The organism is Vibrio sp. QJM3NY_35 (assembly GCF_057785915.1).
This window is the reverse complement of record NZ_CM173507.1, coordinates 2,534,371-2,559,624: the sequence shown is the minus strand read 5'-3', so window position 1 is coordinate 2,559,624 and position 25,254 is coordinate 2,534,371. Positions and strand designations below refer to the sequence as shown.

The window sequence follows — 25,254 nt, the reverse complement described above, 5'->3', positions numbered from 1 at the left end:
TGATTGAAATGAAAACATGAAAAAAGCCCTGCAAGAGCCATCTCGCAGGGCTTTTTGTTGTTCTGGTGTTATGTAAGCTTTAGAGCATCGAATCAATATTATTGCTCGAACTTAGCTTTCTCTTTCTTTTCTACTTCAGAAAGGCGCTTAAGCTTAATACCTAATTCTTTGGCTCTAAAACGGGTAAACAAGATATTACCTGCGAAGCCTAGGCTAGTCAGGAGTAGCTCTACAGCTGCTAATAAACGTTCACCATCGTCTACATACATAATCGTTAACGCGTGTAGGAAGTAGAGCATTAAGACGAAATTCGCCCAAGCGTGCGTATAAGGCTTACCTGCTAGAATGCCCGGTAATGGCAGTAACAGCGGTACAGCCCAAGCGATCGCAAGTGTGATATTACTAAGATGCGGGTGCGGTGAAAGCGTCATCTGCCAAGCCACTACCCAAAATAAAAGCAGCAAGTTACCAGCTAACGCTAGGTAGCGAAACAGCTTGGTTTTGGGGGACATAGCCGTTTCTGGCATATACATCATTGAGAGATTCCCTTCTGGTTTATTGCGATGCGCGCTAGGCGTTTACCTAGGTTTTGTGCCAACTCAATTTCTTCTTTGCTAAGCGAAGCGCTCTCTCCAGTGCTGCTTGCACCATAAGGCGTACCACCGGTCTGCGTGGTGTGCAGCGCAGGTTCTGAGTAGGGGATGCCCACGACTAACATGCCGTGATGAAGCAGGGGCAACATCATGCTTTGCTGTGTCGTCTCTTGACCACCATGCAGTGATGAAGAAGAGGTAAAGACACAAGCTGGTTTATCGATGAGATCGCCATTGATCCACATTGATGTCGTGCTATCCCAAAAGTGCTTCATTGGCCCGGCCATGTTGCCAAACCAAACCGGACTGCCTAGCGCCAAACCATCACAAGATCGAAGCTCTTGTAACGAGGCAATAGGATCGGTTGGTTGATAACGCGAATCAGGCTGCTCTTCTACTGTGTACACGTCGTTCACCGTTCTTAGCATAGCTTCGCAGTTCGGGATGGATTCAACCCCTCGTGCAATCTGCCTTGCTAAAGCTTGTGTATTGCCGTGACGACTGTAGTAAAGAACAAGAATGTTAATGCTCATATTGGATTACAGAATCTCTAGCACTTGCTCTGGTGGGCGACCAATCTTCGCTTTGTTGTTTGCGACAACCACTGGGCGCTCAAACAGTTTTGGATTGGTTGCCATCGCGGCGAAAAGATCTTCATCAGTAACCGAAGCATCTCCCAGGTTTGCTTCTTTGTAGTCCGCTTCTTTGATGCGCATCATGTCGCGAACACTCTCAAAACCAAGCTGAGTGAACAATACTTTCAGCTGTTCAACTGTTAACGGAGTCTCTAGGTATTTGATTACCTCTGGCTGTACGCCGTTTTCCTGAAGGACTTCTAGAGTTTGACGGCTCTTTGAGCAGCGTGGGTTATGATAAATCACGACAGACATGGTTCTTCCTCATTATTATTTTTGATTTAATTGTTTAGCTGAAGCCACTAGAGGTGACTTCTTTTTTGTGTAACGTTGAGCTTTCTTTTTATTCTGGTAACGAGCTGTTATCAGTAAACATACTATTGTAGCGACAAGAAGCGTTCTCGTTGAATCATTAGCTGATCAATTCGAGCGTCGTAGCGTGCTTGTTTTAGGCTACCAAGCTCTGCGATTTGGCTTGCCTGCGTGTAGTACTGAATCGCTTTGTTCCAGTTGGCTTGCAGTGCCAAAATTTCTGCACGAGCAGCCAGTTCTTCGTCGCTATTACCAAGGCTCGTATTTACTTTTGAAAGTAAGTGCCAGCCATTGGTGTCGTTCGGATTATCGTGCGTGTAACGTTGCAATACGCGAACGGCTTCTTGTAGATCTTCATTTTCAATCAGTGCGTTGGCGTAGTTAATGGTCAGAACCGGGTTGTTTGGTTGACGAACCAGCGCCGATTTAAGTTCTTTAATTGCAACCTCAGGCTGTTTCTTCTCGATGTGCAGATCCGAAATAGCATCTAGATAAAACAGGTTGGTTGGGTCGCTGTTAATCAGCTTGTTCAGGATTGGCTCTGCTTTGTCTAATTTTTTAGAGTCTAGGTAAACCAGTGCTTGGCCATATTCTAATGACGGAACCAAAGTTTTAGGGGCTTTCTTCAGCTGGCGCTCAAACCAATCAAGAGCAGCATCATTATTAATGCCCGCATAGCGCGCAACAATGCGGGCTCTTGCTAGGTGGTAGTCCAGAGACGGAGCCAGTTTCAGTGGTGGGTAACTACGAGCACGAGCACGTGAATCGGTAATTCGGTCTTCTGGTAATGGGTGAGTCAGTAGCATTGGCGGTGGTGTGCTCGCATAGCGATATTCATCAGCTAAACGGCCAAAGAAACGCGGCATCGCATTCACATCAAACCCAGCTTTTGCCAGCGTGTTGATACCAAAGCGGTCGGCTTCTTTTTCATTACTACGTGTGTAGTTGATTTGGCTTTGCATATTACCCGCAGTCGTTGCCGTTAGGGCTGCAATACCCGCTTCAGGGGCAGCAATCGCCAGTAATACAGAGGCCGCAAGGGCTGCAATGGTTGCGGGAGAGCGGCGAGCTTGATCTTCCATGCTACGTGCTAAGTGACGTTGGGTTACGTGCGCGATTTCGTGCGCTAATACTGAAGCCAATTCACTTTCAGATTGTGCATGCAGGAATAGACCTGAGTGCAAAGCAACGTAACCACCAAAGAAAGCAAAGGCGTTGATGTTGCGGTCACGGATCATAAAGAACTGGAAAGGTGTCTTTACATCATTTGCGTTCGCGACCAGACGATGGCCAAGCGTATCAATATACAGGTTTAGAACTGGGTCGTTTACGATAGGCTGGCTGCTTCTGATGATGCGCATGTAGGCATCACCATAGATAAGCTCTTGGTCGATAGTGAGTGTGCCGCCAGCAGCGGTACCGATATCTGGTAGCTCCAAACTATTGGTATTCGCCATGGTTGGGGTGCTTAATGTGGCTGCGATGCATAAGCAAGCAATTGAGCGAGCGCGTTTAAACATATTAGTCAGTAATACTCCGTTTCTTCTGACAGTAAGACAAGTGCAATGCAAATTGGTTCTTTATCTGATTTAACCTTTGCCAAGTGCGTGCGCTATCATGAAGGAAGATGAATGAATGATGGCGCGTTTTCAAAAACAGATTACAATACGATCCCTATAATAAGCATCGAGCTCAAGAATGACACCTAATATTCTAGATTTACGCCAAGAGCGCTGTCCAATGGCGCTATTATTAGCCAAGCGTCACAGTGTAAAGTTAGAAGTAGGGCAGTCATTGTCAATTTATGTCTCTGATAACAGCTCGATGAAAGATATTGTTACTTATTTGTCTAAGCAAGCCTATGACGTCATCACTGAGGTTTGCTCTAATTACCATCATCTCCTCGTCACTAAAAAGGAATTGCAGTCAGATGCTTGAAATGGTCAATCGTTGGTATAAACGACGTTTCTCTGATCCCCATGCTGTCAGTTTGGTTGCCATCATTCTCTTCGGCTTTATTACGATCTACTTCTTTGGTCACCTAATTGCGCCACTCTTGGTTGCAATTGTTTTGGCTTATTTGCTTGAGTGGCCTGTTACCCAACTTCAAAGACTCGGTGTTCCAAGAACGCCTTCGGTGATGTTGGTGATCATGATGTTCTTTAGCGTGATGCTACTTGCGATCTTTGGCTTGGTACCAACCATTTGGGAACAAGTGGGCAATCTCATTAATGACATCCCAAGCATGTATGGCAGCTTACAAAATTTCATCGCGACGATTCCTGAACGCTACCCAGAACTAGCCAACCTGCAGATCGTTGAGTCCATTATGTCTAACGCGAAAAACAAAGCGTTAGGTTTTGGTGAAAGTGTTGTCAAAGGCTCTCTTGCTTCTCTTGTGAGCTTAGCGACCTTGGCGGTTTACTTGATTCTCGTACCATTGCTTATCTTCTTCTTGTTAAAAGACAAAGAAGAGATGATCAGAATGGCGAGTGGTGTACTTCCTCGAAATCGTCGTTTAGCGACCAAAGTATGGGAAGAGATGAACCAGCAAATCTCGAACTATATTCGCGGTAAAGTCTTAGAGATCTTAATCGTTGGTGGTGTCAGCTACGTAACGTTCGCGATTCTGGATCTGCGTTATTCAGTCTTGTTGGCTGTCGCGGTTGGCTTCTCAGTACTAATTCCTTATATCGGTGCGGCAGCTGTGACTGTTCCAGTAGCGATTGTTGGCCTGTTCCAGTGGGGATTAGAGCCTCAGTTTTACTGGTTGCTTCTCGCTTACGGTATTATCCAAGCGCTAGATGGTAACGTGCTCGTTCCTGTTCTTTTCTCTGAAGCGGTGAACCTGCACCCAGTGGCGATTATTGTTGCCGTGTTAGTGTTTGGTGGGCTGTGGGGATTCTGGGGCGTGTTCTTTGCTATCCCGTTGGCGACGTTAGTTAAGGCGGTTTGGAATGCCTTACCGAGTCACGCATTAGACGATGACCCAGAACATCAAAAGTAATTGATCTTGTTATAAAAAGGCCGAACATCATGGATGTTCGGCCTTTTTGCTCTTGGCTTAATCATTAGCTCAATGAGTGTTGCTATTGCCTTAGATAGTGATGAATCTAAGTCATTAACTCACTCAAATCGCCCTTAAGCTTCTTGATTGAAGTAATCTAGAACCACTTCGTGGTGAGTCTTAGTCTTGAATTTGTTGAAGACGTGTTCAATCTGGCCTTCTTCATCAATTAGGAAGCTAATACGGTGCAGACCGTCGTAGATTTTACCCATGAATTTTTTCTCGCCCCAAACGCCAAACTGTTCAGCAACGCTGTGGTCTTCATCAGATAGCAGGGTGAAGTTTAGAGATTTCTTTTCAACGAAGTTTGGTAGACGTTTTACTGGGTCAACACTCACACCTAGAACAACCACGTTTAGTTCATCAAGCTGTGCTTTGATATCACGCAGGCCTTCCGCTTGCACAATACAACCTGGAGTCATTGCTTTTGGGTAAAAATAGAAAAGTACTTTTTTACCTTTGAAGTCACCAAGAGATACGATATTGCCATCTTGATCTGGAAGAGAAAAAGCAGGTGCTGGAACACCAGCCGTTAGCGTATTCATGACATTTCCTTTTTAAAGACTGTTTTTGATAAAGTTGAGCGAGCCTTGGACTGATAGGCTCTGACACAGCGAATCGAATTCTTCTTGTAGCTGCATCAAGTTACATTCTGATTGCACAGAAGCGGTAATAGAGATATGGAATTGGTCGTTGTCGAGTTGAACCTTAGATTTATTGATGGTTCGTGCACTTAACGAATCGAGGCCGATGTTTCGGTCTGCGAAGAACTGGGTAAACTGCTCAGTAAGTCCGATTTTATCGTCTGACTCAACGAACACCTCTACTGTGTAAGAGTTCTCAATAACATCATGAGTTGAGGTTCGCTTCATAATCGTAATCAAGTCGTGCTCTTGTCCTAGTAAGGGCAAGGTGGTTTCAACGCGGGTAATGTTGTTTGCCTTTCCAGACAGCAGCATGATAAGCGTAAATTCTTCGCCAAACAGGGCGATACGGCTATCAATAATGTTACAGCCTGATTGGGTGACTAAATGAACCACTTGGTTGCATACACCTGGGCGATCAGTGCCCACAGCTGTGATTACTAGATGTTGAGTCATAAAATCACGTCTCTTTATATTCCATTGATTCATGCATGTTAGCACAGTTAGCCCGTGGAATAAGTGTGCGTACGGGGCTTTTTATGAGCCACCTTGCTTCTAGCATGTCACCAATGATAAGAATATCGAGCGCGTTAGAAAATGAGATAGAGTGATGGGAGCACAGCTTACTTGTTACTGACATCCAGTGATGTGCTATCCGCTAGATTGAGCGTAGGTTACCCAAATTCTAGGTAGAACGCTGTTCGAAGTCGTTTTACCTCAAACATACGACAATATTTACTGCAGATGTTGCCGGTAAGCCACTTTAATGTCTTGTGTTTATTGATTGGCTTACAGTAACATGCAAAAAGAATAAATTAAGGGAGATAGACATGTTTTCAGGAAGTATCGTTGCGCTAGTTACGCCATTTAACGCAGATGGCGAAGTGGATTTCGACAGCCTTAAAAAGTTGGTTGATCACCATGTTGCTGCAGGTAGTGATGGTCTGGTTGCGGTTGGCACAACAGGTGAGTCTTCAACACTCACAATTGAAGAGCATGTCAAAGTCGTCAATAAGATCGTTGAATTTGCTGATGGTCGTATCCCGGTTATCGCTGGTACTGGTGCAAATGCAACTCACGAATCTGTTCTATTCAGCCGTTTGTTGAATGGTTCTGGTATTGCGGGCTGCTTGAGCGTAACGCCTTACTACAACAAACCGACTCAAGAAGGTTTGTACCAACACTACAAAGCAATTGCTGAAGTGAGTGATGTTCCACAAATCCTATATAATGTACCGGGTCGTACTGCGGTAGACTTGTTACCAGAAACGGTTGCTCGCCTTGCTGAGATCGAAAACATCGTTGCACTTAAAGATGCGACGGGTGATCTCGACAGAATTGCAATTCACCGTGAACTTTGTGGCGAAGACTTTATCTTACTAAGTGGTGATGACTTAACAGGTCTAGAATTTGTTAAGCGTGGTGGCGATGGCGTGATCTCTGTAACGAACAATGTTGCAGCCGCTGATATGGCAACCATGTTCAAGCTAGCGAAAGAAGGTAAGTTTGAAGAAGCTGAAGCGATCAATGAGCGTTTGATGCCTCTACATAAGAATTTGTTCGTTGAGTCTAACCCTATTCCCGTAAAATGGGCGGTTCATAAAATGGGTCTGATTGCTGAAGGTGGCTTACGCCTACCGCTGACTGAACTGTCAGAGCCAGCTCAACCTGTCGTTGCTCAAGCAATGTCTGAAGCGTGCATTTACTAAAAACGTATGAAGTGATGCCAAAGCGAACCTTTGGCATTTAGGAGTATAAATGAAGTATTCTCACCAGCTAGTGATTGGGTCACTGGCTGTTTTCGTTCTTACAGCATGTTCTGGCAGCCCGACTCAACGTCGCCAAGCCAAAGATGATTTCGAATACTTAGAAACACCTGAGTTTTCACAATGGCAATTGCCTGAAGATGCTCAACCTCAGTTCTACCCAAACTTTGATATCCCAAGCGGTGAGTTCGCTGGTGGTGTAGGTCCTGCCGTAGATATTCGTCCACCACAGCAGGTTCTTGAGCTGATCCCTGGTGCTCGTGCTGAGCGTCAAAACGGTGAAGTGACACTATGGCTTCTTCGTGCTGAAGAGGCAGACCGTGTGTGGCAAACAGCTGTAGATATGCTGGCTCAGCGTGGCATCGGTATTCGTGAGCAATCAGAGAATGAGATTGAGACCGATTGGGTAACTTGGGTTTCTGAAGATGAAGACGTAGAGATTGGCAGTCGCTACTCTATTTCTCGTTTCCAAGCGAACAACCGTCATGGCTTCAAGATTAATCTGATTGATTGGCGTGAAGGCAATGAAGAGAAACCGGTAACGGCAACCAATAAAGAGCGTTACAACGCGTTCCTGACGAACCTTGTAATGGCTAAGTACGATGAAAACCTTCGTGCTGAAGCCGCGTTGAAAGCGCAAGAGTTGGTGAAGCGTATTCCAATCTCAATGGGAGCTGACCGTAGTGGTTTCCCTGTAATTATTGCTCGTACACCATACAATGTATTCTGGCAGCGTCTGCCTAACTTGTTGCCTGAAATGGGCTTTGAGCTTGAAGAACGCAACCAATCTCAGGGTACGGTGAAGGCGAAGTATGCAGCACCAGACGATGAGTTCTGGGAAGAAATTGGCTTACAGCCTATCGACTTAGCACCAGGCACTTATAACTTCCTATTTGGTGACCTTGGTAACCGTACGTCAATTAACGTAACGGATGCATCAGGCAAGCCAGTAGAAGAAGAGCTGCTTAAGTCAATGGTTCCGGTATTAGCGCATATTGCTGACCAGACCAAAGATGATAAAGAAGCGAAAGCTGAGTAGTGGCACTTAAGCAATCATAGAGCCGACTTCAATCTGCTCTATGATTCGCTCAGGCAAATAAAAAAGAGGACACAGTGTGTCCTCTTTTTTGTGTTCGTTATCAGCAGTCTGTTGAACTGTCAGGCAGACTTTCCAAAGCAAAAAAGGTTAAACGTCTTTGTTGTCTTTGGACTCTTCCTTTTGAGCTTTCTCTTGGTTAAGTTTATCCAAGCGATTGAGCTTATCTAAATCTCGCTCTGTTTTACCACGACCAGTCAGATCCATGTTCGCGGTCTGTTTGAGCGCGGCGATGTTACCCACCACAACGCTAACCACGATGATGATGATAACCCAAGGGTTTGTAAGCCACTCCAACATAAGCGCTCCTAATGACTGATATTCGCTACGAAGCGCGCATAGATCTCGTCTAGCTGCACCATAATAATTTCATACCCTAATATTGGCTTAGATTGGAGTTGCTTGCCAAGTAAAGTCGGAGATAACTGTGATAAACATGACTCCGATACTTTACGGTGGCTAATATGCCAAGGTTCTACTGCCACACCACCAAGGTCTTGGCTGTACGGAAAGAAGAACCCAAATTGCTCAGCATGAACAGATAACCATTGGTAAAACGCTTGCTGGTGGCCAGACAGGTATTCCCATGGCTCTAATTGCAGCTGTATATCTTCAGGTAAGTGATTACGAGCAAAGACATCGAAATCACAACCCCAATGGTGACGACTCGCTCCGGGAAGCGCAGACCATCTTAGGATCGCCGACAACTTTTGTTGTTCACTGAGTGTTGAAGCATCAAGTGGTTGGCTTTCTGAGTCTAATATCGGCGCTTGACCAGAAAACTTACGATTCCAAATCAGAGATTGCCTTTCATAGTCGCGAAAGCCACTGGCAATCTCCATTTTAAAACCAGCAAGTTGAGCAGCTTCAATCAAATTGTTCAGATCATCTTTGACATCACTGTGAACCAAGAATGTCTTGGTGCCAATCAGGTTAGGTTCCAGATGAGAATCTGATTGTCCGGTAAGCTGCTCTGGTGTCATAACGCGTCTCTCAATAATGGGATGCTATGAATCTCTGGTGAAACACTATTTGGCGAAAAGATTCACTAATGTTCTTTCGTACATATCAGTGAGCTTCTCTAAATCAGCCACTTTCACGCATTCGTTAACCTTGTGAATGGTTGCATTAACCGGACCTAGTTCTACCACTTGCCCTTTCATGCGCGCAATAAAGCGTCCGTCAGATGTACCACCGGTAGTCAATAGCGCGGGTTTCACGTCGTTCACGTAACCAACTGCATCCACGATAGCATCAAGCAACGAGCCAGCGTCTGTTAAGAACGGGTCGCCATTGAATGTCCACTTTAGGTCGTATTCGAAATCGTATTTATCGAGTATTGATGTGATGCGTTCAACGATGATGTCGTTGTTTAATTCTGTACTAAAACGCAGGTTAAATTGAACGTTAAACTCGCCAGGAATGACGTTTGATGCGCCCGTACCTGCGCTTACGTTCGGAATTTGGAAGCTAGTTGGTGGGAAGTAATCATTACCTTTGTCCCACTCAGTCGTTGCCAACTCATTGATTGCAAGCAGAGAACTGTGTACGGGGTTGTTCGCTAGGTGAGGGTAGGCAACATGGCCTTGTGTACCTTTAATCGTTAGATCGCCAGTGATAGAACCGCGACGGCCGTTCTTTACTACATCACCCACGTATTCGGTGCTCGATGGTTCACCCACAATACACATGTCGATGTTCTCACCACGCGCCATCAGCGCTTCAACAACTCGTACCGTACCGTTGATGAAAGGGCCTTCTTCATCTGATGTGATAAGGAAGCCGATTGAGCCTGTGTGATCAGGGTGCTTAGCTATGAATTGCTCTACGGCAACGATCATTGAAGCCAGGGAACCTTTCATGTCTGCTGCGCCACGGCCGTGAAGGAAACCGTCGACTATAGTCGGCTCAAATGGCTTGGTGTTCCATTGTTCAATTGGACCTGCTGGCACAACGTCTGTGTGACCAGCAAAAGCAAACAGAGGTGCTTCTGTGCCACGGCGAGCCCAAAAGTTAGTGGTATCTTCAAATACCATCACTTCGATTTCAAAGCCGAGCGCTTTTAAGCGTTCAATCATTAAGTCTTGGCAACCTGCGTCTTCAGGCGTTACTGATTGGCGGCTAATGAGATCTTTTGCCAGAGCCAAAGTTGGGCTATCTGTCATCCTTGAATTCCTTGTTTAAATAAAACGTATAGTCATTAATTTTTAGGGCGTTGCATTAGTGATCAACGTCCGGTTGTCTTTCGATATAAATGCGGTGCTCTAAGCAAAAATAGCGGCGTATTGGTCAGCTTTAAATCCGATGTGAAGCTTACCGTCCACTTTTAGGATTGGGCGCTTAATCATTGCCGGTTGCTCAACAAGCAGAGACACGGTTTTGTCTTCCGTTAACGTCTCTTTCTGTTCTTGTGAAAGTTGGCGATAAGTCGTACCACGTTTGTTCAGCACAAGTTCCCAACCAAGCTCTGAGCAGAAGCTTGTTACTAGCTCTTCTGTGATGCCTTGCTTGCGATAATCGTGAAATTCGAACTCGATACCTTCAGCTTCGAGCCATTTCTTTGCTTTTTTAATGGTGTCGCAATTTGGGATACCAAACATAGTGATAGTCATTATTCTTCCTTTGGGTGATTTTATTTCATTGTTATGAGTTGAATCCTATCAGGAAGCGGCAATTCAGACAAAATAGAGTGAGGAATATTTCATAGAGTGAAAAAAAAACAGTAAGAAAATGTCACTATTGGAGACTTATTGATCAGCCTCAACATGTTGTCAGCGAAAAAAGAAATAATTGAGCTGCACATATATAGGAGGTGTCAATGGAGTTGAGTCCTGTTTTTGCAAGGCGGCTATATTTAGCATTGTTAGTGGAAAGCCTTGATAGGCCAAATGTGCCTAAACTCATCGAAAAAACGGGTTGGCCTCGTCGTACGATTCAAGATGTACTCAAGGCGCTACCGGGGATCGGTATCGAACTTATGTTTGTTCAAGATGGGCGACGTCATAATGATGGTTATTACCAGTTATCCGACTGGGGGCCGTTTGATAGTCAGTGGGTTCTAGAACGTAAAGGCGATATAGCGACAAGCCTTGGATTTAGTGCATAAGCCAGCGAAAGCTGGCTTTCTTTTTTGCAGTAGAAATAGAAGTGGTAGCATCTCGCTCATTTGAGCGCTGAGCTATCTAACTATGTTTCTCCCTACTTACATAAATAAGCTGTGCCCAGCATGGTCACGGAAGTGGCAAAGTCTTGGGGAAGGGTAAATATCACGGTATCTGCGCCTAGCTCAATTGTATTCGACTTGAGTTCATTCATGGCGCCTTGAATCAATGTGTCATTCGGGTAAAACAGGTAGCTGTACCAATGCCCCTCGCTTCCGGTGACCTCCCCTTTATACTCGCACTGCTCAATATTGATAAGGCCGTGGAAATCCATTTGTACTTTGTCCGCTTCATTGTGAGGAGATGAAGTCGGTGTCGTGCATCCCAAAAGGGTTCCACTCATAGCCAAAGCAACCCATTCCTTTTTCATACGTTTATCCTGTTATTTCATCAAATAAATCGCGAAGCCTATCCAGCTTATGATTAATAGTAGCCACGGCAATTTACTGGCGTGGTTTGATGTTGTTTCAACACTGGTATCTACATTGTTCTCTTCATCTAGATTAGCTTGTTGAGTCTGCTTTTCTTTCTGTATGCGTTTCTTGGCTTTATCTGCTTGGCGACTGCGCTCTTTTTGTTGTTTTTTATAGAGTGCGATGCCTTTTTCGATACCTTGAGCGATCAGCTTGGTTTGTTCTTTGGTTTGAGCTGGCTTTTGAGTTGCTTTGGCTATCTTCATAGCTTCTTGTTGAGATTCAACAGACGGCGTATTAGTTTTCTTTTTCATACTGAGTTCGATAATTAAAGCGGATTAGCTAATAAGATAACGCAAAGCTAGTTAAGTATGAATGATTTGCGTTAAAGTGTTGGTTTGAAAATAAGTGAAAGTGAGATTTGTGCGGTACTCCATAGAACAATACGACAAGCACGGCTTTTTGAAAGCCCCAATCCTATTATGGTTAGGTTGGCTGTTTCTTGCGAAAGCCTTGGTCGTTTTCATTGTTGCAGGTGCAAGCCGAGAGTCGGGCACTGATATCCTCGAAATCATCTATCCAGATCATCAAATGTTTTATGTCGGGATCGCGTTGAGTGTGCCTAGTTTGCTGCTGATGTGGTTATTTGGGCTAAGATCGCCAGATAGAAAGCGCCTTAACAAAGTCGTGTCATGGGGACGTTGGGTTACCATGATGGCTATCTTGGCACAGGGCTCCCATACGATTTATTTAATCTATTTGGATAACGGATGGTTCCGTTGGTCAAATGGCATCACCCTATTGTTGCTGCTGTGGTTAGCGCTTTATCTAACCAATAGCCATGCTGCAAGGGATTGCTTTAAAGTGGTTGAGCTCGAAGACTGATTCTCATCAAAACATTTGTCCCATTCACAATTATACTTAGAAGCTAAAACTGGAAGGAATAATCTATGCTTAATGTTTCAAATGAGCAGCCTAACGTTCAAAGTGCTATTTTGCCTGAAGCTGGGCCTTTCGCGCTTTACGTTCAACTTAAAGTGAACGCTAATACTGCTAATGTACTAGCAGAAATTCAAAAGCTTCCGACTCTAATCGACGAGCTAAACCAAACTCAACCTGATGCAAACCTAACGGCGTCGGTTGCGTTCTCAAAAGCTTTTTGGGATAAGTTCGAGCAAGCAGCTCCCTCTGATCTAATTGATTTCCCTGCGCTGGGTGAAGGTGATATCACCGCGCCGAGCACACTGTCTGATGTTCTGATTCACTGTCATTCAAACCGACATGATCTGCACTTTTTTATCTTGCGTAAATTGCTATCTGAAGTAGCAGCTGATGTTGAAGTGGTTGATGAAACTTATGGTTACCGCTTCCTAGACTCTCGTGACATGACAGACTTTGTTGATGGCACTGAAAACCCGAAAGACGCACAACGAGCTGAAGTCGCTATTGTGCCTGAGGGTGAATTCGCTGGTGGTAGTTATGTGATGGTGCAGCGTTTTGTGCACAACCTGCCAGCTTGGAATCGTTTGAATGTATCGGCACAAGAGAAAGTGATTGGTCGAACTAAACCTGATTCAATTGAGTTAGATGATGTTCCTGCGGCGTCTCACGTTGGCCGTGTGGATATCAAAGAAGAAGGCAAGGGGCTTAAGATTGTTCGCCACAGCCTACCTTACGGTACTGCTACGGGCGACCACGGTTTATTGTTCATTGCCTACTGTAACGTTCGTCATAACTTCGATGCGATGTTAGAGAGCATGTACGGCGCAACAGATGGCAAAACAGACCAACTGCTTCGCTTTACCAAAGCAGTGACTGGCGCTTACTACTTTGCACCTTCAACTGACATGTTGAGTGCATTAACGATTAAGTAAATCGCCTCATCTGCAGCAAAGAAAGGGAGCCTCAGGGCTCCTTTTTTATTAAAGCTTTATATGAACTGGTCGATATAAGAGCAATCGTGAGTTTTATTCATCTTTTTGTAAGCGAAGGTCTATGGCTATAACTGTTAATACGAATGTCTCGGCGTTAGTGGCTCAGAGAAACCTGTCTAATGCTAATAACATGCTGAACCAATCTTTGGAGCGCTTAGCTTCAGGGAGCCGTATTAATAGTGCAAAAGACGATGCGGCTGGCTTACAAATTTCAAATCGACTAGAAGCGCAGATGAGCGGAATTGATGTCGCTGTTCGCAATGCGAATGACGGCATCTCCATTATGCAAACTGCAGAAGGTGCGATGAATGAAACCACCAATATCATGCAACGCATGCGTGACTTGTCCCTACAAGCGAGTAACGGCTCGAATAGTTCATCAGAACGAATCGCCATTCAAGAAGAAGTGACCGCCTTAAATGACGAGTTGAATCGAATTGCAGAAACCACCTCATTTGGTGGAAAAAAGCTCCTTAACGGTAGTTTTGGTAGCTCGTCATTTCAGATCGGTGGTAGTTCTGGTGAAGCGGTGCAAATCGGCCTGAAAAGCATGCGCACCGATGACATCAACATGGGGGGCTTTAGTTATGTCGCAAGTGGCATGGCAAGTGACTCGTGGGAAGTGAAATCCAACCAGAATGATATGACGATGTCTTTTACCGACCGTTTTGGTCAGCCTCAAGAGATCACCATTAATGCTAAAGCGGGCGATGACATTGAAGAGCTGGCGACTTACATCAATGGTCAAACAGACCTGGTATCGGCTTCCGTCAATGACGAAGGGCAACTTCAGATCTACATGTCTGGCGAAGATACGGCCGGCACGATCTCTTTCTCAGGTTCGTTAGCCAGTGAACTTTCGATGTCGGCGGGTTATTACGAATCTGTCGACGACATCAACGTGACCGATGTGGGTGGTGCGCAGCGTGCTGTCTCTATTTTGGATACAGCGATGAAGTACGTGGATAGTCATCGTTCTGAATTAGGCGCAATGCAAAACCGCTTTGATCATGCGATTAATAATCTCGAAAATGTTCATGAGAACTTGGCGACATCAAATAGTAGAATTAAAGATACTGATTACGCCAAGGAAACCACTCAAATGCTTAAGCAACAAATTTTGCAGCAGGTGAGCACCACAATATTGGCCCAAGCAAAGCAGGCGCCGAACCTTGCCTTAACCTTATTGGGTTAATAAATTGCCTAAAATATTATAAATGTGTTTCGGCTTAATCAGTCCGTTTGGTTAATTAAAATACAAATTGTCGCTCGACCGACTTCTCGGCAACTTTAGTGTTTTTCTCATCTTTTTTTGATAATTTTACTGCCAGTCACGCTTTCTTCTCCTTTATCGCTATTTCTTTAATTTTGTTGTTTTTTTCCTAAAGGTTTCGCCAATCACGCCGTTATTAAAAGTAACTTAGAGATAACTACTTGGTTTTCCGAGACGTCGGAAACCGCTATACCGGAAAATCAATTGGAGAAGTCACCATGGCAGTGAATGTAAATACAAACGTATCAGCGATGACAGCGCAACGTTACCTAAACAACGCAAACAGCGCACAACAAACATCAATGGAGCGTCTAGCTTCAGGTTCTAAAATCAACAGCGCAAAAGATGACGCTGCGGGCCTACAAATCTCGAACCGTTTGAACGTTCAGAGCCGCGGCCTTGATGTTGCTGTACGTAACGCGAACGACGGTATCTCGATTGCACAAACTGCTGAAGGTGCAATGAACGAGACAACGAACATCCTGCAACGTATGCGTGATTTGTCTCTGCAATCTTCAAACGGCTCAAACTCAAAATCTGAGCGTGTAGCGATTCAAGAAGAAGTAACAGCACTGAACGACGAGCTAAACCGTATCGCGGAAACGACGTCTTTTGGTGGTAACAAGCTGCTTAACGGTACTCACGGTACTAAATCATTCCAAATCGGTGCGGATAACGGTGAAGCGGTAATGCTTCAACTGAAAGACATGCGCTCTGATAATGCTCAGATGGGTGGTAAGAGCTACCAAACTGAGAACGCGAAAGACAAAGATTGGAACGTTCAAGCAGGTTCTAACGACCTAAAATTGTCTTTCACTGACAACTTCGGTCAAGCCCAAGAAATCGACATCAGCGCAAAAGCGGGTGACGACATCGAAGAGCTAGCAACGTACATCAACGGTCAACAAGACTCTGTGAAAGCGTCTGTAACTGAAGATGGCAAGCTACAAATGTTTACTGGTAACAACAAAGTTGAAGGCGAAGTGGCATTCTCTGGTAGCCTTGCTGGCGAACTAGGCATGCAACCTGGCAAAGACGTAACGGTTGATACTATCGACGTAACGTCTGTTGGCGGCGCACAAGAGTCTGTAGCGGTTATCGATGCGGCACTTAAGTACGTAGACAGCCACCGTGCTGAGCTAGGTGCTTTCCAAAACCGTTTCGACCACGCTATCAGCAACTTAGATAACATTAACGAGAACGTTAACGCATCTAAGAGCCGTATTAAAGATACCGATTTCGCGAAAGAAACGACTCAGATGACTAAGTCTCAGATCCTTTCTCAAGCTTCAAGCTCGATTCTTGCTCAAGCGAAGCAAGCACCGAACTCGGCACTTAGCCTACTAGGTTAATCGATTGAAAGGTCACGTTGACTATAAGCATTTTTGAGCATAGGCGTTAACGTAAGGCTTCCACAAATTAGCTCGTGGTGAGAGATGAGCGCTAAACAGACCCAGCTTCGGCTGGGTTTTTTATTGCCTGCTATTTATCAAAGACACATTGGGACAGATAAGTGTGTAAACAGAAAGAAAAGCGAGATTCCCTATCACGTTCGTGCCTCACTGTAGGGAATGACGGGGATTGGACGATAATGATCTTATTGCTTTGTAAAATGAGTGCGATTTGTTTGAGCAAGTAATGGCTCAGTTAGAACAGAGGAGCTAATCGTCATTCCACAACCGAGTAGCTATTTGTAAGAAGAGCGAGCTCCGTCGTCATCCCAGAATCGAGCCGAGCGAGATATCAGGGATCTCTGTTCGTGAGAGGCCTAAAGAAGAAGGGGATTTGTAGTTGTCAGGTATAAGGCCAAAGCGGCTGGTGATCTGGCATTAGAACTATATAGCAGGCACAAAAAACGCCACCCTTAGGTAGCGTTTTAATTAAAGTAGTTAAGTAATCGAGATTACTTAGTTACTTTAAGAACTGGAGTTTCGCCAACAGTTACAGAACCAGAAAGCTTGTTCAGCTCCTTGATTTCGTCCATGTTAGAGATAACAACTGGAGTAAGCGTAGATTTCGCTTTCTCTTCTAGAAGCGCTAGGTCGAAAGTGATGATAGTGTCACCAGCTTTAACAGATTGACCTTCTTCAGCTACGCGAGTGAAGCCTTCGCCTTTAAGTTCAACAGTATCGATACCGAAGTGAACGAAAAGCTCAACACCATCGTCAGACTCGATAGAGAATGCGTGGTTAGTTTCGAAGATCTTACCGATAGTACCGTTAACTGGAGCTACCATTTTGTCGCCAGCTGGTTTGATCGCGATGCCATCACCAACGATTTTTTCAGCGAAAACTACATCTGGCACATCTTCGATGTTTACGATTTCACCAGAAAGAGGTGCGATGATTTCGATTGCACCAGCATCAGCGCTGTCATCAGATACAAGCTTTTTCAGTTTGTCAAACAGACCCATTGTGTCATGCTCCTAACGTTTAGTTTTATTCTGTAGAATATACTATACCAATCTAACTAATTAGACGACTATTTTTAGCCGTCTAACTTTATTAAGCATTTGGTGATTACTGAGTTTTCTCAGCGATGAATTTTTCTACGCAAGCTTCAATTTCTGCAGCTGTAGGTAGAGATAGCGCTTCGTCAGCCATAGCTTTAACTTCAGCGAAGTTAGAGTTACGGATTACTTTCTTAACTTTAGGGATAGAGATACCGCTCATAGAGAACTCATCTAGACCCATACCAAGAAGAAGTAGCGTTGCACGTTCATCACCAGCAAGCTCACCACACATACCAGTCCACTTACCTTCAGCGTGTGATGCATCGATCACTTGCTTGATTACTGTAAGAACAGCAGGAGATAGTGGGTTGTATAGGTGAGAAATCATTTCGTTACCACGGTCTACCGCAAGAGTGTATTGCGTTAGGTCGTTAGTACCGATAGAGAAGAAAGATACTTCTTTCGCTAGGTGGTGTGCGATTGCAGCTGCTGCTGGAGTCTCAACCATTACGCCGATTTCGATTTCTTCATCGAAAGCTAGGCCTTCAGCGCGAAGTTCAACTTTGTACTCTTCGATTGCTTTTTTCAGTTCACGGATCTCTTCAACAGAAATGATCATTGGGAACATGATACGTAGTTTACCGTGTGCAGATGCACGTAGGATGCCACGCAGTTGGTCACGTAGGATTTCACGACGGTCCAAGCTGATACGTACTGCACGCCAGCCTAGGAACGGGTTCATCTCTTGTGGAAGGTCCATGTATGGTAGGTCTTTGTCGCCACCGATATCCATAGTACGGATAATCACTGACTCGCCTTCCATTGCTTCTGCTACTTCTTTGTAAGCAACGTATTGCTCTTCTTCAGTAGGAAGCGCGTCACGGTCCATAAATAGGAATTCAGTACGGTACAGACCAACGCCTTCACCGCCGTTACGCAGGATACCGTCACAGTCTTTTACTGTACCGATGTTGCCACAAACTTCTACACGGTGACCGTCTAGAGTTTCAGCATGCAAATCTTTTAGTTTTGCTAGTTCAGCCGCTTCTGCTTCGAAATCTGCTTTGATTTTCTTAGCTTCCGCTAATTCAGCTTCAGAAGGGTTGATGATGATCTTGTTGTTCATCGCGTCTAGCACAAGCATGTCGCCGTTCTTAACTTGCTTAGTGATATCGTTAGTACCAACGATAGCTGGAAGCTCAAGAGAACGTGCCATGATTGAAGTATGAGATGTACGACCGCCGATGTCACAAGCGAAACCAAGAACGTAGTCTAGGTTGATTTGTGCAGTTTCAGATGGCGTTAGGTCGTAAGCAACTAGGATAACTTCTTCATTGATATCCGCTAGAGATACAATGTTGATGCCTAGAGCATTTTTAACAAAACGAGTGCCGATATCACGGATATCAGTTGCACGTTCTTTTAGGTACTCATCATCAAGAGACTCTAGTGCGCAAGCTTGCTCTTCGATCACGGTGTGGATCGCGTTATCTGCGTGCATTTTGTCTTTCTTGATGAGTGCTAAAATCTCTTCTTCTAGCTCTTCATCTTCAAGCAGCATGATGTGGCCTTCAAAGATTGCTTCTTTTTCTTCGCCAAAAGTTTCAAGTGCTTTTTGCTTTACAACTTCAAGTTGTTGAGAAGATTTGTTACGAGCGTCAAAGAAACGCTGAACTTCTGCTTCAACTTGATCGTCTGAGATAGATTGAGTGTTTAGGACAATTTCATCTTCTTGAAGTAGTAGTGCTTTACCGAAAGCAATACCAGGAGATGCTAGGATGCCTGAAATCATAGCCTTACCTTAGTTGTTCAACTGTAAACGGGAGAGTGTGTGACTTTAAGTCGTCGACTAATGTCGCGCTTATTCCTATCTATTTCGAACAAAGCCACTTTGCTATGCAAAATGGCTTTGAAAGAAGGAGACCGTATTAGTGTAGTTGATCCATAAGAGCAACTAGGTGGTCTACTGCTTGCTGAGCTTGAGGACCTTCAGCTGAAATAGTAACGTTAGTACCTTTTACTAGGCCTAAAGTTTGTAGTTTGAACAGGCTTTTCGCGCTAGCGCTTTTGCCGTTAGAAGTCACTGTGATGTCAGCGTCGAAAGATTTTGCTTCTTTAACGAACTGTGCAGCTGGACGAGTGTGAAGACCGTTTTCTGCTGTGATTTCTACTTGCTTCTCGTACATTTTATATACCCCAATTAATTTATTTTTTGTAAGTTTGTAACCAGATTAGCTTAACTGCTTTAGCTCAAATGCGCTAGAGGCTAGTACGCCATGTTCGTGTTAGAACTTAGACTGGTTATAAATTTTTATCCAGCCATGGTCGTCTTTTGTTGAGTACTCATGACTTTCAGAATTTGTTTATTGCTTCTTTTATTTTGAAGCGAAAAATAAAACAGACCCGATATTACCAAAGGTGGGGCAGGGATCAACAAAAAAGCCCCTAAACGGGGCTTTTTTGGACGAAAAATTGATTTGACCACATATTATTGTTGGTTCTCTTTTTCCGTAAAGATGCCAGCAAATAGCGCGGTACTTAGGTAACGCTCGCCCGAACTTGGTAGTACGGTAACGATGGTTTTTCCTGCAAATTCAGGTAGTTCGGCGATTCTGTTCGCAGCTACAACTGCCGCACCAGATGAGATGCCTGCAAGAATACCTTCTTCTTTCATTAGGCGTTGAGCCATCTCAATCGCTTCTTCAGAAGTTACCGATTCAACACGGTCAATAATCTCTAAATCTAGGTTTCCAGGGATGAAACCCGCACCGATACCTTGAATTTTGTGTGGCGCTGGTTTGATTTCTTCGCCTGCAAGTGCTTGTGCAATTACTGGAGACTCTGCTGGCTCAACCGCTACAGAAGTGATCGCTTTACCTTTTTCACCTTTAATGTAACGACTCGTACCAGTGATAGTACCGCCAGTACCAACACCCGCTACAAACACGTCGATTTCGCCGTCTGTTGCTTCCCAAATTTCAGGACCAGTCGTCTGCTCGTGAATCTGTGGGTTCGCTGGGTTGTTGAACTGTTGTAGCAATAGGTATTTACTTGGATCTGAAGCAACAATCTCTTCAGCTTTTGCAATTGCGCCGTTCATGCCTTTTGGTGCTTCAGTTAGCACTAGATTTGCGCCAAGCGCTTTAAGTAGCTTACGACGTTCTAGACTCATTGACTCAGGCATAGTTAGCGTTAGTTTGTAACCGCGCGCTGCTGCTACGAATGCAAGTGCAACACCTGTGTTACCACTGGTAGGCTCAACAAGCTCGATACCTGGCTTAAGCGTACCTGCTTTTTCTGCTTCCCAGATCATGTTTGAACCGATACGACACTTAACGCTGAAGCTTGGGTTACGAGCTTCGATCTTAGCTAGGACGTTGCCTTTGCTTACTTTGTTAAGGCGGACTAGAGGTGTGTTACCAATCGTTAGGGTGTTGTCTTCGTAGATCTTGCTCATGCGATATTCCTTCATTTAATGACAGAACTAAACGTAGTATATCAATCACTTTACCGTCTAGTGTCTTTCGATGTTTGTTTAGCTTGAATTTAGATTAAACAAGTTGAAAAAAAGGTAAAAGGATTAAAAAGTTATATCATATAGATATGTAGCAGAATTCACGCCTATCTTTATTGAAATCAGAACTTCGAAAAGATAGGCGTAGCAAGCAAGAGATGGGTGGGTTATAGACGAGAACGCAGAGCTTGGTCTTTAAACTCAGCTACCCACATTGCTGTCGCGCCACAAACGGCAATGGGCATTACGATCAGGTTTAAAATTGGAATCGTGGTGAATACGGAAACAAGTGCGCCAAAGCTGTAGCTCTTGCCTTGTTTTTGTTTCAAATTGTTTCTCATGTCGTCAAACTTGATTTTATGGTTGTCGAAGGGGTAGTCGGCGTATTGAATCGCTAACATCCATGCCGTGAAAATGAACCATAAAAACGGAGCAACGGTTTGCCCTAGTGCAGGAATTAACAAAAGTAGGAATAAACCGATCGCTTTTGGCAGAACGTAGACAAGCTTACGCCATTCTCTCGCTAATATACGTGGGGTGTCTTTGAGAACATCAAGTAAGCCATCGTCATTCACTTTCTTACCAATAAGTAGCTCTTCCACTTTTTCTGCGAGTAAACCATTGAACGGTGCAGCAATGAAGTTAGCGAGTGTACTAAAGAAATACGAGAAAGTGGCTAAGACGGTTAACACAAGTAATGGCCATAAAATGTATGACAACCACGACAAGAAACTTGGCAATGCACCAATCCAACCTTCAATCCAAGTGTTTAGGTTAGAGAAGATATAAAACAAGGCACCACCAACGAGTAACACGTTCGCGATAAGTGGCATTAGTACGAACTTACGAATGCTCGGTGACAAAGCGATTTTTATTCCAAAAATAAAATAGCCAAAACCGGAGCGGGGAACAGATTCTATAGTCATATTTAAATTAGGTCACATGTGAATTTGGTTAAATAGCAAACACGTCTAGTGTACTCGACCGAAATTAAGAAAAAAAGCGTGGTGAAAATCACACCATGTAAGGAACTAATTGTATTAAGTTGTTCTAAAACAGTGGCTACTTTTGATAGAGTAGTGAGATTAGCCAAATTAACCCAACTTAGTGACAGCGTGTTTATAGCTAGTCGACTAAGAAAGCTGAGAGCGAAAAATGCAGGAATTGCGATTTGTACTCATTATTGTTGGCGCATTAGCTATCGCCGCATTATTGTTCCATGGTCTATGGACGAGTAAAAAAGAAGGGAAAGCAAAGTTTGGAGACAAGCCGCTCGGTAAGCTTGATAACGAAAGCTTAGATGACGCAGAAACTGTTCCAAACCGTTCATTCGCCCCAGAAGATGATTTTGAGATAATCCGAAAAGAACGTAAAGAGCCGGACTTTGCGGTTTCGCCATCTGCGACTGATCCGCTGATAGACTCAGATCCGCTAACAGCGCCACAAGCGAAAGAAGTTTACGAAGATGATATCGAATTGAATGATCTTCCTTCTTTCAGCGTAGAAGACCCAATTAAGGTTGAAAGTGAACCTGAAGTGATTGAGGAAGAGAAGGTTGTTGAGCCTGAAGTTCCAAGCTTTGAGTTGACTGACGAACAAAAAGAAAACCATGCTGGCTTTAAAGAGCAGTACGGTTCGTTTGAAGAATCTTCTGAGGCGGTTGATGAGCCAATAGTTCCAAACGAAACGTTCACGCAAAGAGAGCCAGCTGTTGCGAAAGAAGTGGTTACTCCGCAAAGCGCACCTGTCGAAGAAGCGAAGCCTGATGAAGAACTTGGCTTAGACGTCATCGTTCTTAATGTTCACTGTGCCGGAGAGATCCCGTTCGTTGGAACTGAACTTTTCCGCAGCATGGAAAACAACGGCCTAACTTATGGTGAGATGTCTATCTACCACTGCTTTGCACAATCAGCTGATGAGTCAAAAGTTATCTTCAGCGTCGCGAACATGATGCAGCCTGGTACTCTTGAGCATGATGATCCTGCTGACTTTACGACCAAAGGTATTTCATTCTTTATGACGCTACCTTGTTACGGTCAAGCTGATCAAAACTTCAATGTGATGTTGAGTGCAGCGCAGAAAATTGCCGACGATATGGGCGGAAACGTATTGGATGAGTCACGTAACTTAATGACGCCAAATCGTTTGTCTGACTACCGCAAGCAAATCAGAGACTTTATGACGGCTACGAATGCTTAGCCGTATTGTTTAGCCTTGTAAATAATCTATATTTATAGAAAAGGGCTCCTAAGGGAGCCCTTTTTGATATTTCAATCACGACAGAGAATGATATGAAAGAATCGATTCAAGTTACCTTAGAGCAGTTAAGAGAAACTCTGCACTATCACGCCGTTCGTTATTACGTAGAAGATAGCCCTGAGATCCCTGATGTCGAGTACGATCGATTAATGCAGCAATTGCTAAAGATCGAAGAAGAGAACCCAGAGCTCGTAACGGTAGATTCTCCGAGCCAGCGCGTTGGTGGGCAGCCGCTAGATGGTTTCACTCAAGTGACTCATGAGATCCCAATGCTTTCTCTGGACAATGCTTTCTCTGATGAAGATTTAGATGCGTTTAATAAACGAATGTCGGATAGAGTGCCAACTGCCAACCTCAAGACTTTCTGTTGTGAACCTAAACTTGATGGTTTAGCTGTGAGTCTACTGTATGTAAATGGCACCTTAGTGCAGGCAGCGACGCGTGGTGATGGTGCGACTGGTGAAAACATCACAGAAAATGTGCGTACTATCAGCTCTATCCCACTTAAATTACAAGGTGAAGGCTGGCCAGAGCGTATTGAAGTTCGTGGCGAAGTGTTTATGCCAAAAGCGGGTTTCGATAAGTTGAATGAGATGGCGTTGAAGAAAGGCGAGAAAGTCTTTGTTAACCCACGTAATGCGGCTGCCGGTAGCTTACGTCAGCTTGATTCTCGTATTACAGCGAAACGTCCTCTAGCTTTCTACGCATACAGTGTCGGTGTTGTACAAGGCGCTGAACTCTCTAACAGTCACTATCAACGCTTCTTACAGCTGAAAGGCTGGGGGTTGCCAATGTGTCCTGAGACTAAGCAACTTAGCTCTCTTGAGGATGTGAAAGCGTATTATCAAGATATCATGACCCGTCGCGATGCTCTGGCTTACGAGATTGATGGCGTGGTTATCAAAGTCGACGATATTGCCGCACAAGAAGTGCTTGGCTTTGTTGCTCGAGCGCCACGCTGGGCGATTGCTTACAAATTCCCAGCGCAAGAAGAGATCACTCTGCTCAATGACGTTGAGTTTCAGGTGGGCCGCACAGGCGCAATTACACCAGTAGCTAAACTGGAACCTATCTTCGTTGGTGGTGTAACAGTCAGTAATGCAACGTTACACAACGCTGATGAGATTGCTCGTTTAGGCGTGAAGGTTGGCGACAGCGTTATTATTCGCCGTGCAGGTGATGTTATTCCGCAAATTGTCGCTGTTGTACAAGATCGCCGCCCTGAGGCGGCGAAAGACATTGTTTTCCCTGATTCATGCCCTGTATGTAACTCAGCAGTTGAGCGTGTAGAAGGTGAGGCTGTGGCGCGTTGTACGGGCGGTTTAGTGTGCCAGGCGCAGCGTAAAGAAGCACTCAAGCACTTTGTTTCTAGAAAGGCGCTAGACGTTGATGGATTGGGCGTGAAAGTAATTGAGCAGCTTGTTGATCGCGAAATGGTCGAAACGCCTGCCGACTTGTTTAAGCTTAGTGCTGGCGTGATTACTGTCCTTGACAGAATGGGGCCTAAATCAGGGCAAAACGTGGTGAGCGCGCTGAATAAAGCCAAAGACACGACATTAGCGCGTTTCCTATATTCACTAGGTATTCGTGAAGTCGGTGAAGCGACAGCCATGAACTTAGCGCAATACTTTAAGACGTTGGAATTGGTGCAAGCAGCAACCCATGAACAACTGGTTGAAGTGTCAGATATTGGTGACATCGTTGCGAGTCATATTACTGCTTTCTTCTCACAAGAGAAAAACAGAGCCGTCGTTGATCAGCTAATAGAGCTTGGTGTGAATTGGCCAATCATCGGAGATGTTGCCGATGACCAAGAGTTACCATTAGAAGGCAAAGTCGTGGTGTTAACCGGTTCATTCTCACAATTAGGTCGAAGTGAAGCGAAAGCGGCGTTACAAGCATTAGGTGCGAAAGTGACGGGTAGCGTATCGAAGAAAACGGATATCTTATTTGCTGGTGAAGCTGCTGGTTCTAAATTAACTAAAGCACAAGATTTAGGTATCGAAATAAGAACAGAAGAAGATCTAATTGCCCTTATTTCGTAAGTAAATTCAGATAAAAAAAGCTCAAGGGCACTCCTTTCAAGGGAGTGCCTTTTTTGTTTCTGGTCTAAAAGTGACACCTTTTTAATTGTT

Annotated in this window: 28 protein-coding genes; 11 read left to right on the top strand and 17 right to left on the bottom strand. The window is 44.5% G+C overall.

Translation table 11 applies throughout. The annotated features are described in order from the left end of the window. Window positions 1–98: 98 nt before the first annotated feature. The 4 genes from AC3CH3_RS11455 to bepA form a co-directional block, all read right to left on the bottom strand. Window positions 99–536 (bottom strand): DUF2069 domain-containing protein, encoded by a 438-nt coding sequence (locus AC3CH3_RS11455; RefSeq protein ID WP_488537185.1) that lies wholly within the window; start codon window positions 534–536, stop codon window positions 99–101. Then, window positions 533–1,126 carry an NAD(P)H:quinone oxidoreductase gene (gene wrbA / locus AC3CH3_RS11450; RefSeq protein WP_017066556.1) on the bottom strand — a complete coding sequence of 198 codons (594 nt, stop codon included), beginning with the start codon at window positions 1,124–1,126 and terminating at the stop codon, window positions 533–535. The genes AC3CH3_RS11455 and wrbA overlap by 4 nt, the downstream gene beginning before the upstream one ends. A gap of 6 nt (window positions 1,127–1,132) precedes the next feature. Then, window positions 1,133–1,483 (bottom strand): arsenate reductase (glutaredoxin), encoded by a 351-nt coding sequence (gene arsC / locus AC3CH3_RS11445; RefSeq protein ID WP_019821631.1) that lies wholly within the window; start codon window positions 1,481–1,483, stop codon window positions 1,133–1,135. A gap of 122 nt (window positions 1,484–1,605) precedes the next feature. Then, the gene (gene bepA / locus AC3CH3_RS11440) at window positions 1,606–3,060 is read right to left on the bottom strand and encodes a beta-barrel assembly-enhancing protease (protein WP_488537184.1); all 1,455 of its coding nucleotides are present in this window, start codon (window positions 3,058–3,060) and stop codon (window positions 1,606–1,608) included. A gap of 178 nt (window positions 3,061–3,238) precedes the next feature. Between bepA and AC3CH3_RS11435 the strand changes: the two genes are divergently transcribed. Both AC3CH3_RS11435 and AC3CH3_RS11430 read left to right on the top strand, forming a co-directional pair. Next, window positions 3,239–3,478 carry a sulfurtransferase TusA family protein gene (locus AC3CH3_RS11435; protein WP_017060709.1) on the top strand — a complete coding sequence of 80 codons (240 nt, stop codon included), beginning with the start codon at window positions 3,239–3,241 and terminating at the stop codon, window positions 3,476–3,478. Further along, the gene (locus AC3CH3_RS11430) at window positions 3,471–4,547 is read left to right on the top strand and encodes an AI-2E family transporter (RefSeq protein WP_019821634.1); all 1,077 of its coding nucleotides are present in this window, start codon (window positions 3,471–3,473) and stop codon (window positions 4,545–4,547) included. Before AC3CH3_RS11435 ends, AC3CH3_RS11430 begins: the two co-directional genes overlap by 8 nt. Before the next feature lie 134 nt (window positions 4,548–4,681). Here AC3CH3_RS11430 and bcp read toward each other — a convergent pair whose 3' ends face one another. Both bcp and AC3CH3_RS11420 read right to left on the bottom strand, forming a co-directional pair. Continuing rightward, window positions 4,682–5,152: a thioredoxin-dependent thiol peroxidase gene (gene bcp, locus AC3CH3_RS11425; protein ID WP_019821635.1), complete on the bottom strand. Its 471-nt coding sequence runs from the start codon at window positions 5,150–5,152 to the stop codon at window positions 4,682–4,684. Window positions 5,153–5,164: 12 nt separating this feature from the next. Beyond that, window positions 5,165–5,707 carry a glycine cleavage system transcriptional repressor gene (locus AC3CH3_RS11420; RefSeq protein ID WP_017060705.1) on the bottom strand — a complete coding sequence of 181 codons (543 nt, stop codon included), beginning with the start codon at window positions 5,705–5,707 and terminating at the stop codon, window positions 5,165–5,167. Window positions 5,708–6,081: 374 nt separating this feature from the next. Here AC3CH3_RS11420 and dapA point away from each other — a divergent pair, with 374 nt between their 5' ends. Both dapA and bamC read left to right on the top strand, forming a co-directional pair. Then, on the top strand, window positions 6,082–6,960 hold the full coding sequence (gene dapA, locus AC3CH3_RS11415; RefSeq protein WP_076656905.1) for a 4-hydroxy-tetrahydrodipicolinate synthase: 879 nt from the start codon (window positions 6,082–6,084) through the stop codon (window positions 6,958–6,960). Between the two features lie 49 nt (window positions 6,961–7,009). Continuing rightward, window positions 7,010–8,056, top strand: a complete 1,047-nt coding sequence (gene bamC / locus AC3CH3_RS11410) for an outer membrane protein assembly factor BamC (protein WP_488537183.1) — start codon at window positions 7,010–7,012, stop codon at window positions 8,054–8,056. Window positions 8,057–8,203: 147 nt separating this feature from the next. Here bamC and AC3CH3_RS11405 read toward each other — a convergent pair whose 3' ends face one another. From AC3CH3_RS11405 to AC3CH3_RS11390, 4 genes are all read right to left on the bottom strand, one after another. Further along, entirely contained in the window at window positions 8,204–8,413 is a 210-nt protein-coding gene (locus AC3CH3_RS11405; RefSeq protein ID WP_488537182.1) for a DUF2897 family protein, read from the bottom strand. Window positions 8,414–8,421: 8 nt separating this feature from the next. Next, complete coding sequence (locus AC3CH3_RS11400) at window positions 8,422–9,096, bottom strand: M15 family metallopeptidase (protein WP_488537181.1); 675 nt, start codon at window positions 9,094–9,096, stop codon at window positions 8,422–8,424. Between the two features lie 45 nt (window positions 9,097–9,141). Continuing rightward, entirely contained in the window at window positions 9,142–10,278 is a 1,137-nt protein-coding gene (gene dapE, locus AC3CH3_RS11395; protein ID WP_010436599.1) for a succinyl-diaminopimelate desuccinylase, read from the bottom strand. A gap of 99 nt (window positions 10,279–10,377) precedes the next feature. Further along, window positions 10,378–10,725 (bottom strand): ArsC family reductase, encoded by a 348-nt coding sequence (locus AC3CH3_RS11390; RefSeq protein ID WP_488537180.1) that lies wholly within the window; start codon window positions 10,723–10,725, stop codon window positions 10,378–10,380. A gap of 206 nt (window positions 10,726–10,931) precedes the next feature. Between AC3CH3_RS11390 and AC3CH3_RS11385 the strand changes: the two genes are divergently transcribed. Further along, the gene (locus AC3CH3_RS11385) at window positions 10,932–11,219 is read left to right on the top strand and encodes a winged helix-turn-helix domain-containing protein (RefSeq protein WP_004741665.1); all 288 of its coding nucleotides are present in this window, start codon (window positions 10,932–10,934) and stop codon (window positions 11,217–11,219) included. Window positions 11,220–11,311: 92 nt separating this feature from the next. Here the strand turns inward: AC3CH3_RS11385 and AC3CH3_RS11380 are convergent, their stop codons facing one another. Both AC3CH3_RS11380 and AC3CH3_RS11375 read right to left on the bottom strand, forming a co-directional pair. Further along, a complete protein-coding gene (locus AC3CH3_RS11380; protein WP_488537179.1) occupies window positions 11,312–11,644 on the bottom strand; it encodes a DUF4156 domain-containing protein in 333 nt (110 codons plus the stop codon). A 12-nt stretch (window positions 11,645–11,656) separates the two neighbouring features. After that, window positions 11,657–12,001, bottom strand: coding sequence for a DUF2956 domain-containing protein (locus AC3CH3_RS11375; protein ID WP_488537178.1), 345 nt, complete (start codon window positions 11,999–12,001; stop codon window positions 11,657–11,659). A 109-nt stretch (window positions 12,002–12,110) separates the two neighbouring features. On the opposite strand from AC3CH3_RS11375, the gene AC3CH3_RS11370 reads away from it, so the two are divergent. The 4 genes from AC3CH3_RS11370 to AC3CH3_RS11355 all read left to right on the top strand — a co-directional run bounded on the left by AC3CH3_RS11370 (window position 12,111) and on the right by AC3CH3_RS11355 (window position 16,246). Further along, entirely contained in the window at window positions 12,111–12,572 is a 462-nt protein-coding gene (locus AC3CH3_RS11370) for a DUF2919 domain-containing protein (protein WP_017060696.1), read from the top strand. Between the two features lie 65 nt (window positions 12,573–12,637). After that, window positions 12,638–13,561, top strand: coding sequence for a Dyp-type peroxidase (locus AC3CH3_RS11365; RefSeq protein WP_019821645.1), 924 nt, complete (start codon window positions 12,638–12,640; stop codon window positions 13,559–13,561). Window positions 13,562–13,682: 121 nt separating this feature from the next. Continuing rightward, window positions 13,683–14,816, top strand: a complete 1,134-nt coding sequence (locus tag AC3CH3_RS11360) for a flagellin (protein WP_055319539.1) — start codon at window positions 13,683–13,685, stop codon at window positions 14,814–14,816. Window positions 14,817–15,112: 296 nt separating this feature from the next. Next, the gene (locus AC3CH3_RS11355) at window positions 15,113–16,246 is read left to right on the top strand and encodes a flagellin (RefSeq protein ID WP_048659821.1); all 1,134 of its coding nucleotides are present in this window, start codon (window positions 15,113–15,115) and stop codon (window positions 16,244–16,246) included. 551 nt (window positions 16,247–16,797) lie between these two features. Here the strand turns inward: AC3CH3_RS11355 and crr are convergent. From crr to cysZ, 5 genes are all read right to left on the bottom strand, one after another. Beyond that, window positions 16,798–17,307 (bottom strand): PTS glucose transporter subunit IIA, encoded by a 510-nt coding sequence (crr, locus tag AC3CH3_RS11350; protein WP_004737851.1) that lies wholly within the window; start codon window positions 17,305–17,307, stop codon window positions 16,798–16,800. Between the two features lie 106 nt (window positions 17,308–17,413). Then, on the bottom strand, window positions 17,414–19,138 hold the full coding sequence (gene ptsI, locus AC3CH3_RS11345) for a phosphoenolpyruvate-protein phosphotransferase PtsI (protein ID WP_076654828.1): 1,725 nt from the start codon (window positions 19,136–19,138) through the stop codon (window positions 17,414–17,416). Window positions 19,139–19,274: 136 nt separating this feature from the next. Beyond that, on the bottom strand, window positions 19,275–19,532 hold the full coding sequence (locus AC3CH3_RS11340) for an HPr family phosphocarrier protein (protein ID WP_004734263.1): 258 nt from the start codon (window positions 19,530–19,532) through the stop codon (window positions 19,275–19,277). Between the two features lie 302 nt (window positions 19,533–19,834). After that, window positions 19,835–20,803 (bottom strand): cysteine synthase A, encoded by a 969-nt coding sequence (gene cysK, locus AC3CH3_RS11335; RefSeq protein ID WP_060982183.1) that lies wholly within the window; start codon window positions 20,801–20,803, stop codon window positions 19,835–19,837. A 224-nt stretch (window positions 20,804–21,027) separates the two neighbouring features. Further along, the gene (gene cysZ / locus AC3CH3_RS11330) at window positions 21,028–21,786 is read right to left on the bottom strand and encodes a sulfate transporter CysZ (protein WP_488537177.1); all 759 of its coding nucleotides are present in this window, start codon (window positions 21,784–21,786) and stop codon (window positions 21,028–21,030) included. 229 nt (window positions 21,787–22,015) lie between these two features. On the opposite strand from cysZ, the gene zipA reads away from it, so the two are divergent. Then, window positions 22,016–23,059 (top strand): cell division protein ZipA, encoded by a 1,044-nt coding sequence (gene zipA, locus AC3CH3_RS11325; protein ID WP_488537176.1) that lies wholly within the window; start codon window positions 22,016–22,018, stop codon window positions 23,057–23,059. A 92-nt stretch (window positions 23,060–23,151) separates the two neighbouring features. Next, window positions 23,152–25,164 (top strand): NAD-dependent DNA ligase LigA, encoded by a 2,013-nt coding sequence (ligA, locus tag AC3CH3_RS11320; protein ID WP_488537175.1) that lies wholly within the window; start codon window positions 23,152–23,154, stop codon window positions 25,162–25,164. The last annotated feature ends 90 nt before the right edge of the window (window positions 25,165–25,254 follow it).

Coding starts and splice junctions, on each gene's coding strand:
- AC3CH3_RS11455 (WP_488537185.1), bottom strand. CDS start 536: ATGATGTATATGCCAGAAACGGCTATGTCCCCCAAAACCAAGCTGTTT.
- wrbA (WP_017066556.1), bottom strand. CDS start 1,126: ATGAGCATTAACATTCTTGTTCTTTACTACAGTCGTCACGGCAATACA.
- arsC (WP_019821631.1), bottom strand. CDS start 1,483: ATGTCTGTCGTGATTTATCATAACCCACGCTGCTCAAAGAGCCGTCAA.
- bepA (WP_488537184.1), bottom strand. CDS start 3,060: ATGTTTAAACGCGCTCGCTCAATTGCTTGCTTATGCATCGCAGCCACA.
- AC3CH3_RS11435 (WP_017060709.1), top strand. CDS start 3,239: ATGACACCTAATATTCTAGATTTACGCCAAGAGCGCTGTCCAATGGCG.
- AC3CH3_RS11430 (WP_019821634.1), top strand. CDS start 3,471: ATGCTTGAAATGGTCAATCGTTGGTATAAACGACGTTTCTCTGATCCC.
- bcp (WP_019821635.1), bottom strand. CDS start 5,152: ATGAATACGCTAACGGCTGGTGTTCCAGCACCTGCTTTTTCTCTTCCA.
- AC3CH3_RS11420 (WP_017060705.1), bottom strand. CDS start 5,707: ATGACTCAACATCTAGTAATCACAGCTGTGGGCACTGATCGCCCAGGT.
- dapA (WP_076656905.1), top strand. CDS start 6,082: ATGTTTTCAGGAAGTATCGTTGCGCTAGTTACGCCATTTAACGCAGAT.
- bamC (WP_488537183.1), top strand. CDS start 7,010: ATGAAGTATTCTCACCAGCTAGTGATTGGGTCACTGGCTGTTTTCGTT.
- AC3CH3_RS11405 (WP_488537182.1), bottom strand. CDS start 8,413: ATGTTGGAGTGGCTTACAAACCCTTGGGTTATCATCATCATCGTGGTT.
- AC3CH3_RS11400 (WP_488537181.1), bottom strand. CDS start 9,096: ATGACACCAGAGCAGCTTACCGGACAATCAGATTCTCATCTGGAACCT.
- dapE (WP_010436599.1), bottom strand. CDS start 10,278: ATGACAGATAGCCCAACTTTGGCTCTGGCAAAAGATCTCATTAGCCGC.
- AC3CH3_RS11390 (WP_488537180.1), bottom strand. CDS start 10,725: ATGACTATCACTATGTTTGGTATCCCAAATTGCGACACCATTAAAAAA.
- AC3CH3_RS11385 (WP_004741665.1), top strand. CDS start 10,932: ATGGAGTTGAGTCCTGTTTTTGCAAGGCGGCTATATTTAGCATTGTTA.
- AC3CH3_RS11380 (WP_488537179.1), bottom strand. CDS start 11,644: ATGAAAAAGGAATGGGTTGCTTTGGCTATGAGTGGAACCCTTTTGGGA.
- AC3CH3_RS11375 (WP_488537178.1), bottom strand. CDS start 12,001: ATGAAAAAGAAAACTAATACGCCGTCTGTTGAATCTCAACAAGAAGCT.
- AC3CH3_RS11365 (WP_019821645.1), top strand. CDS start 12,638: ATGCTTAATGTTTCAAATGAGCAGCCTAACGTTCAAAGTGCTATTTTG.
- AC3CH3_RS11360 (WP_055319539.1), top strand. CDS start 13,683: ATGGCTATAACTGTTAATACGAATGTCTCGGCGTTAGTGGCTCAGAGA.
- AC3CH3_RS11355 (WP_048659821.1), top strand. CDS start 15,113: ATGGCAGTGAATGTAAATACAAACGTATCAGCGATGACAGCGCAACGT.
- crr (WP_004737851.1), bottom strand. CDS start 17,307: ATGGGTCTGTTTGACAAACTGAAAAAGCTTGTATCTGATGACAGCGCT.
- ptsI (WP_076654828.1), bottom strand. CDS start 19,138: ATGATTTCAGGCATCCTAGCATCTCCTGGTATTGCTTTCGGTAAAGCA.
- AC3CH3_RS11340 (WP_004734263.1), bottom strand. CDS start 19,532: ATGTACGAGAAGCAAGTAGAAATCACAGCAGAAAACGGTCTTCACACT.
- cysK (WP_060982183.1), bottom strand. CDS start 20,803: ATGAGCAAGATCTACGAAGACAACACCCTAACGATTGGTAACACACCT.
- cysZ (WP_488537177.1), bottom strand. CDS start 21,786: ATGACTATAGAATCTGTTCCCCGCTCCGGTTTTGGCTATTTTATTTTT.
- zipA (WP_488537176.1), top strand. CDS start 22,016: ATGCAGGAATTGCGATTTGTACTCATTATTGTTGGCGCATTAGCTATC.
- ligA (WP_488537175.1), top strand. CDS start 23,152: ATGAAAGAATCGATTCAAGTTACCTTAGAGCAGTTAAGAGAAACTCTG.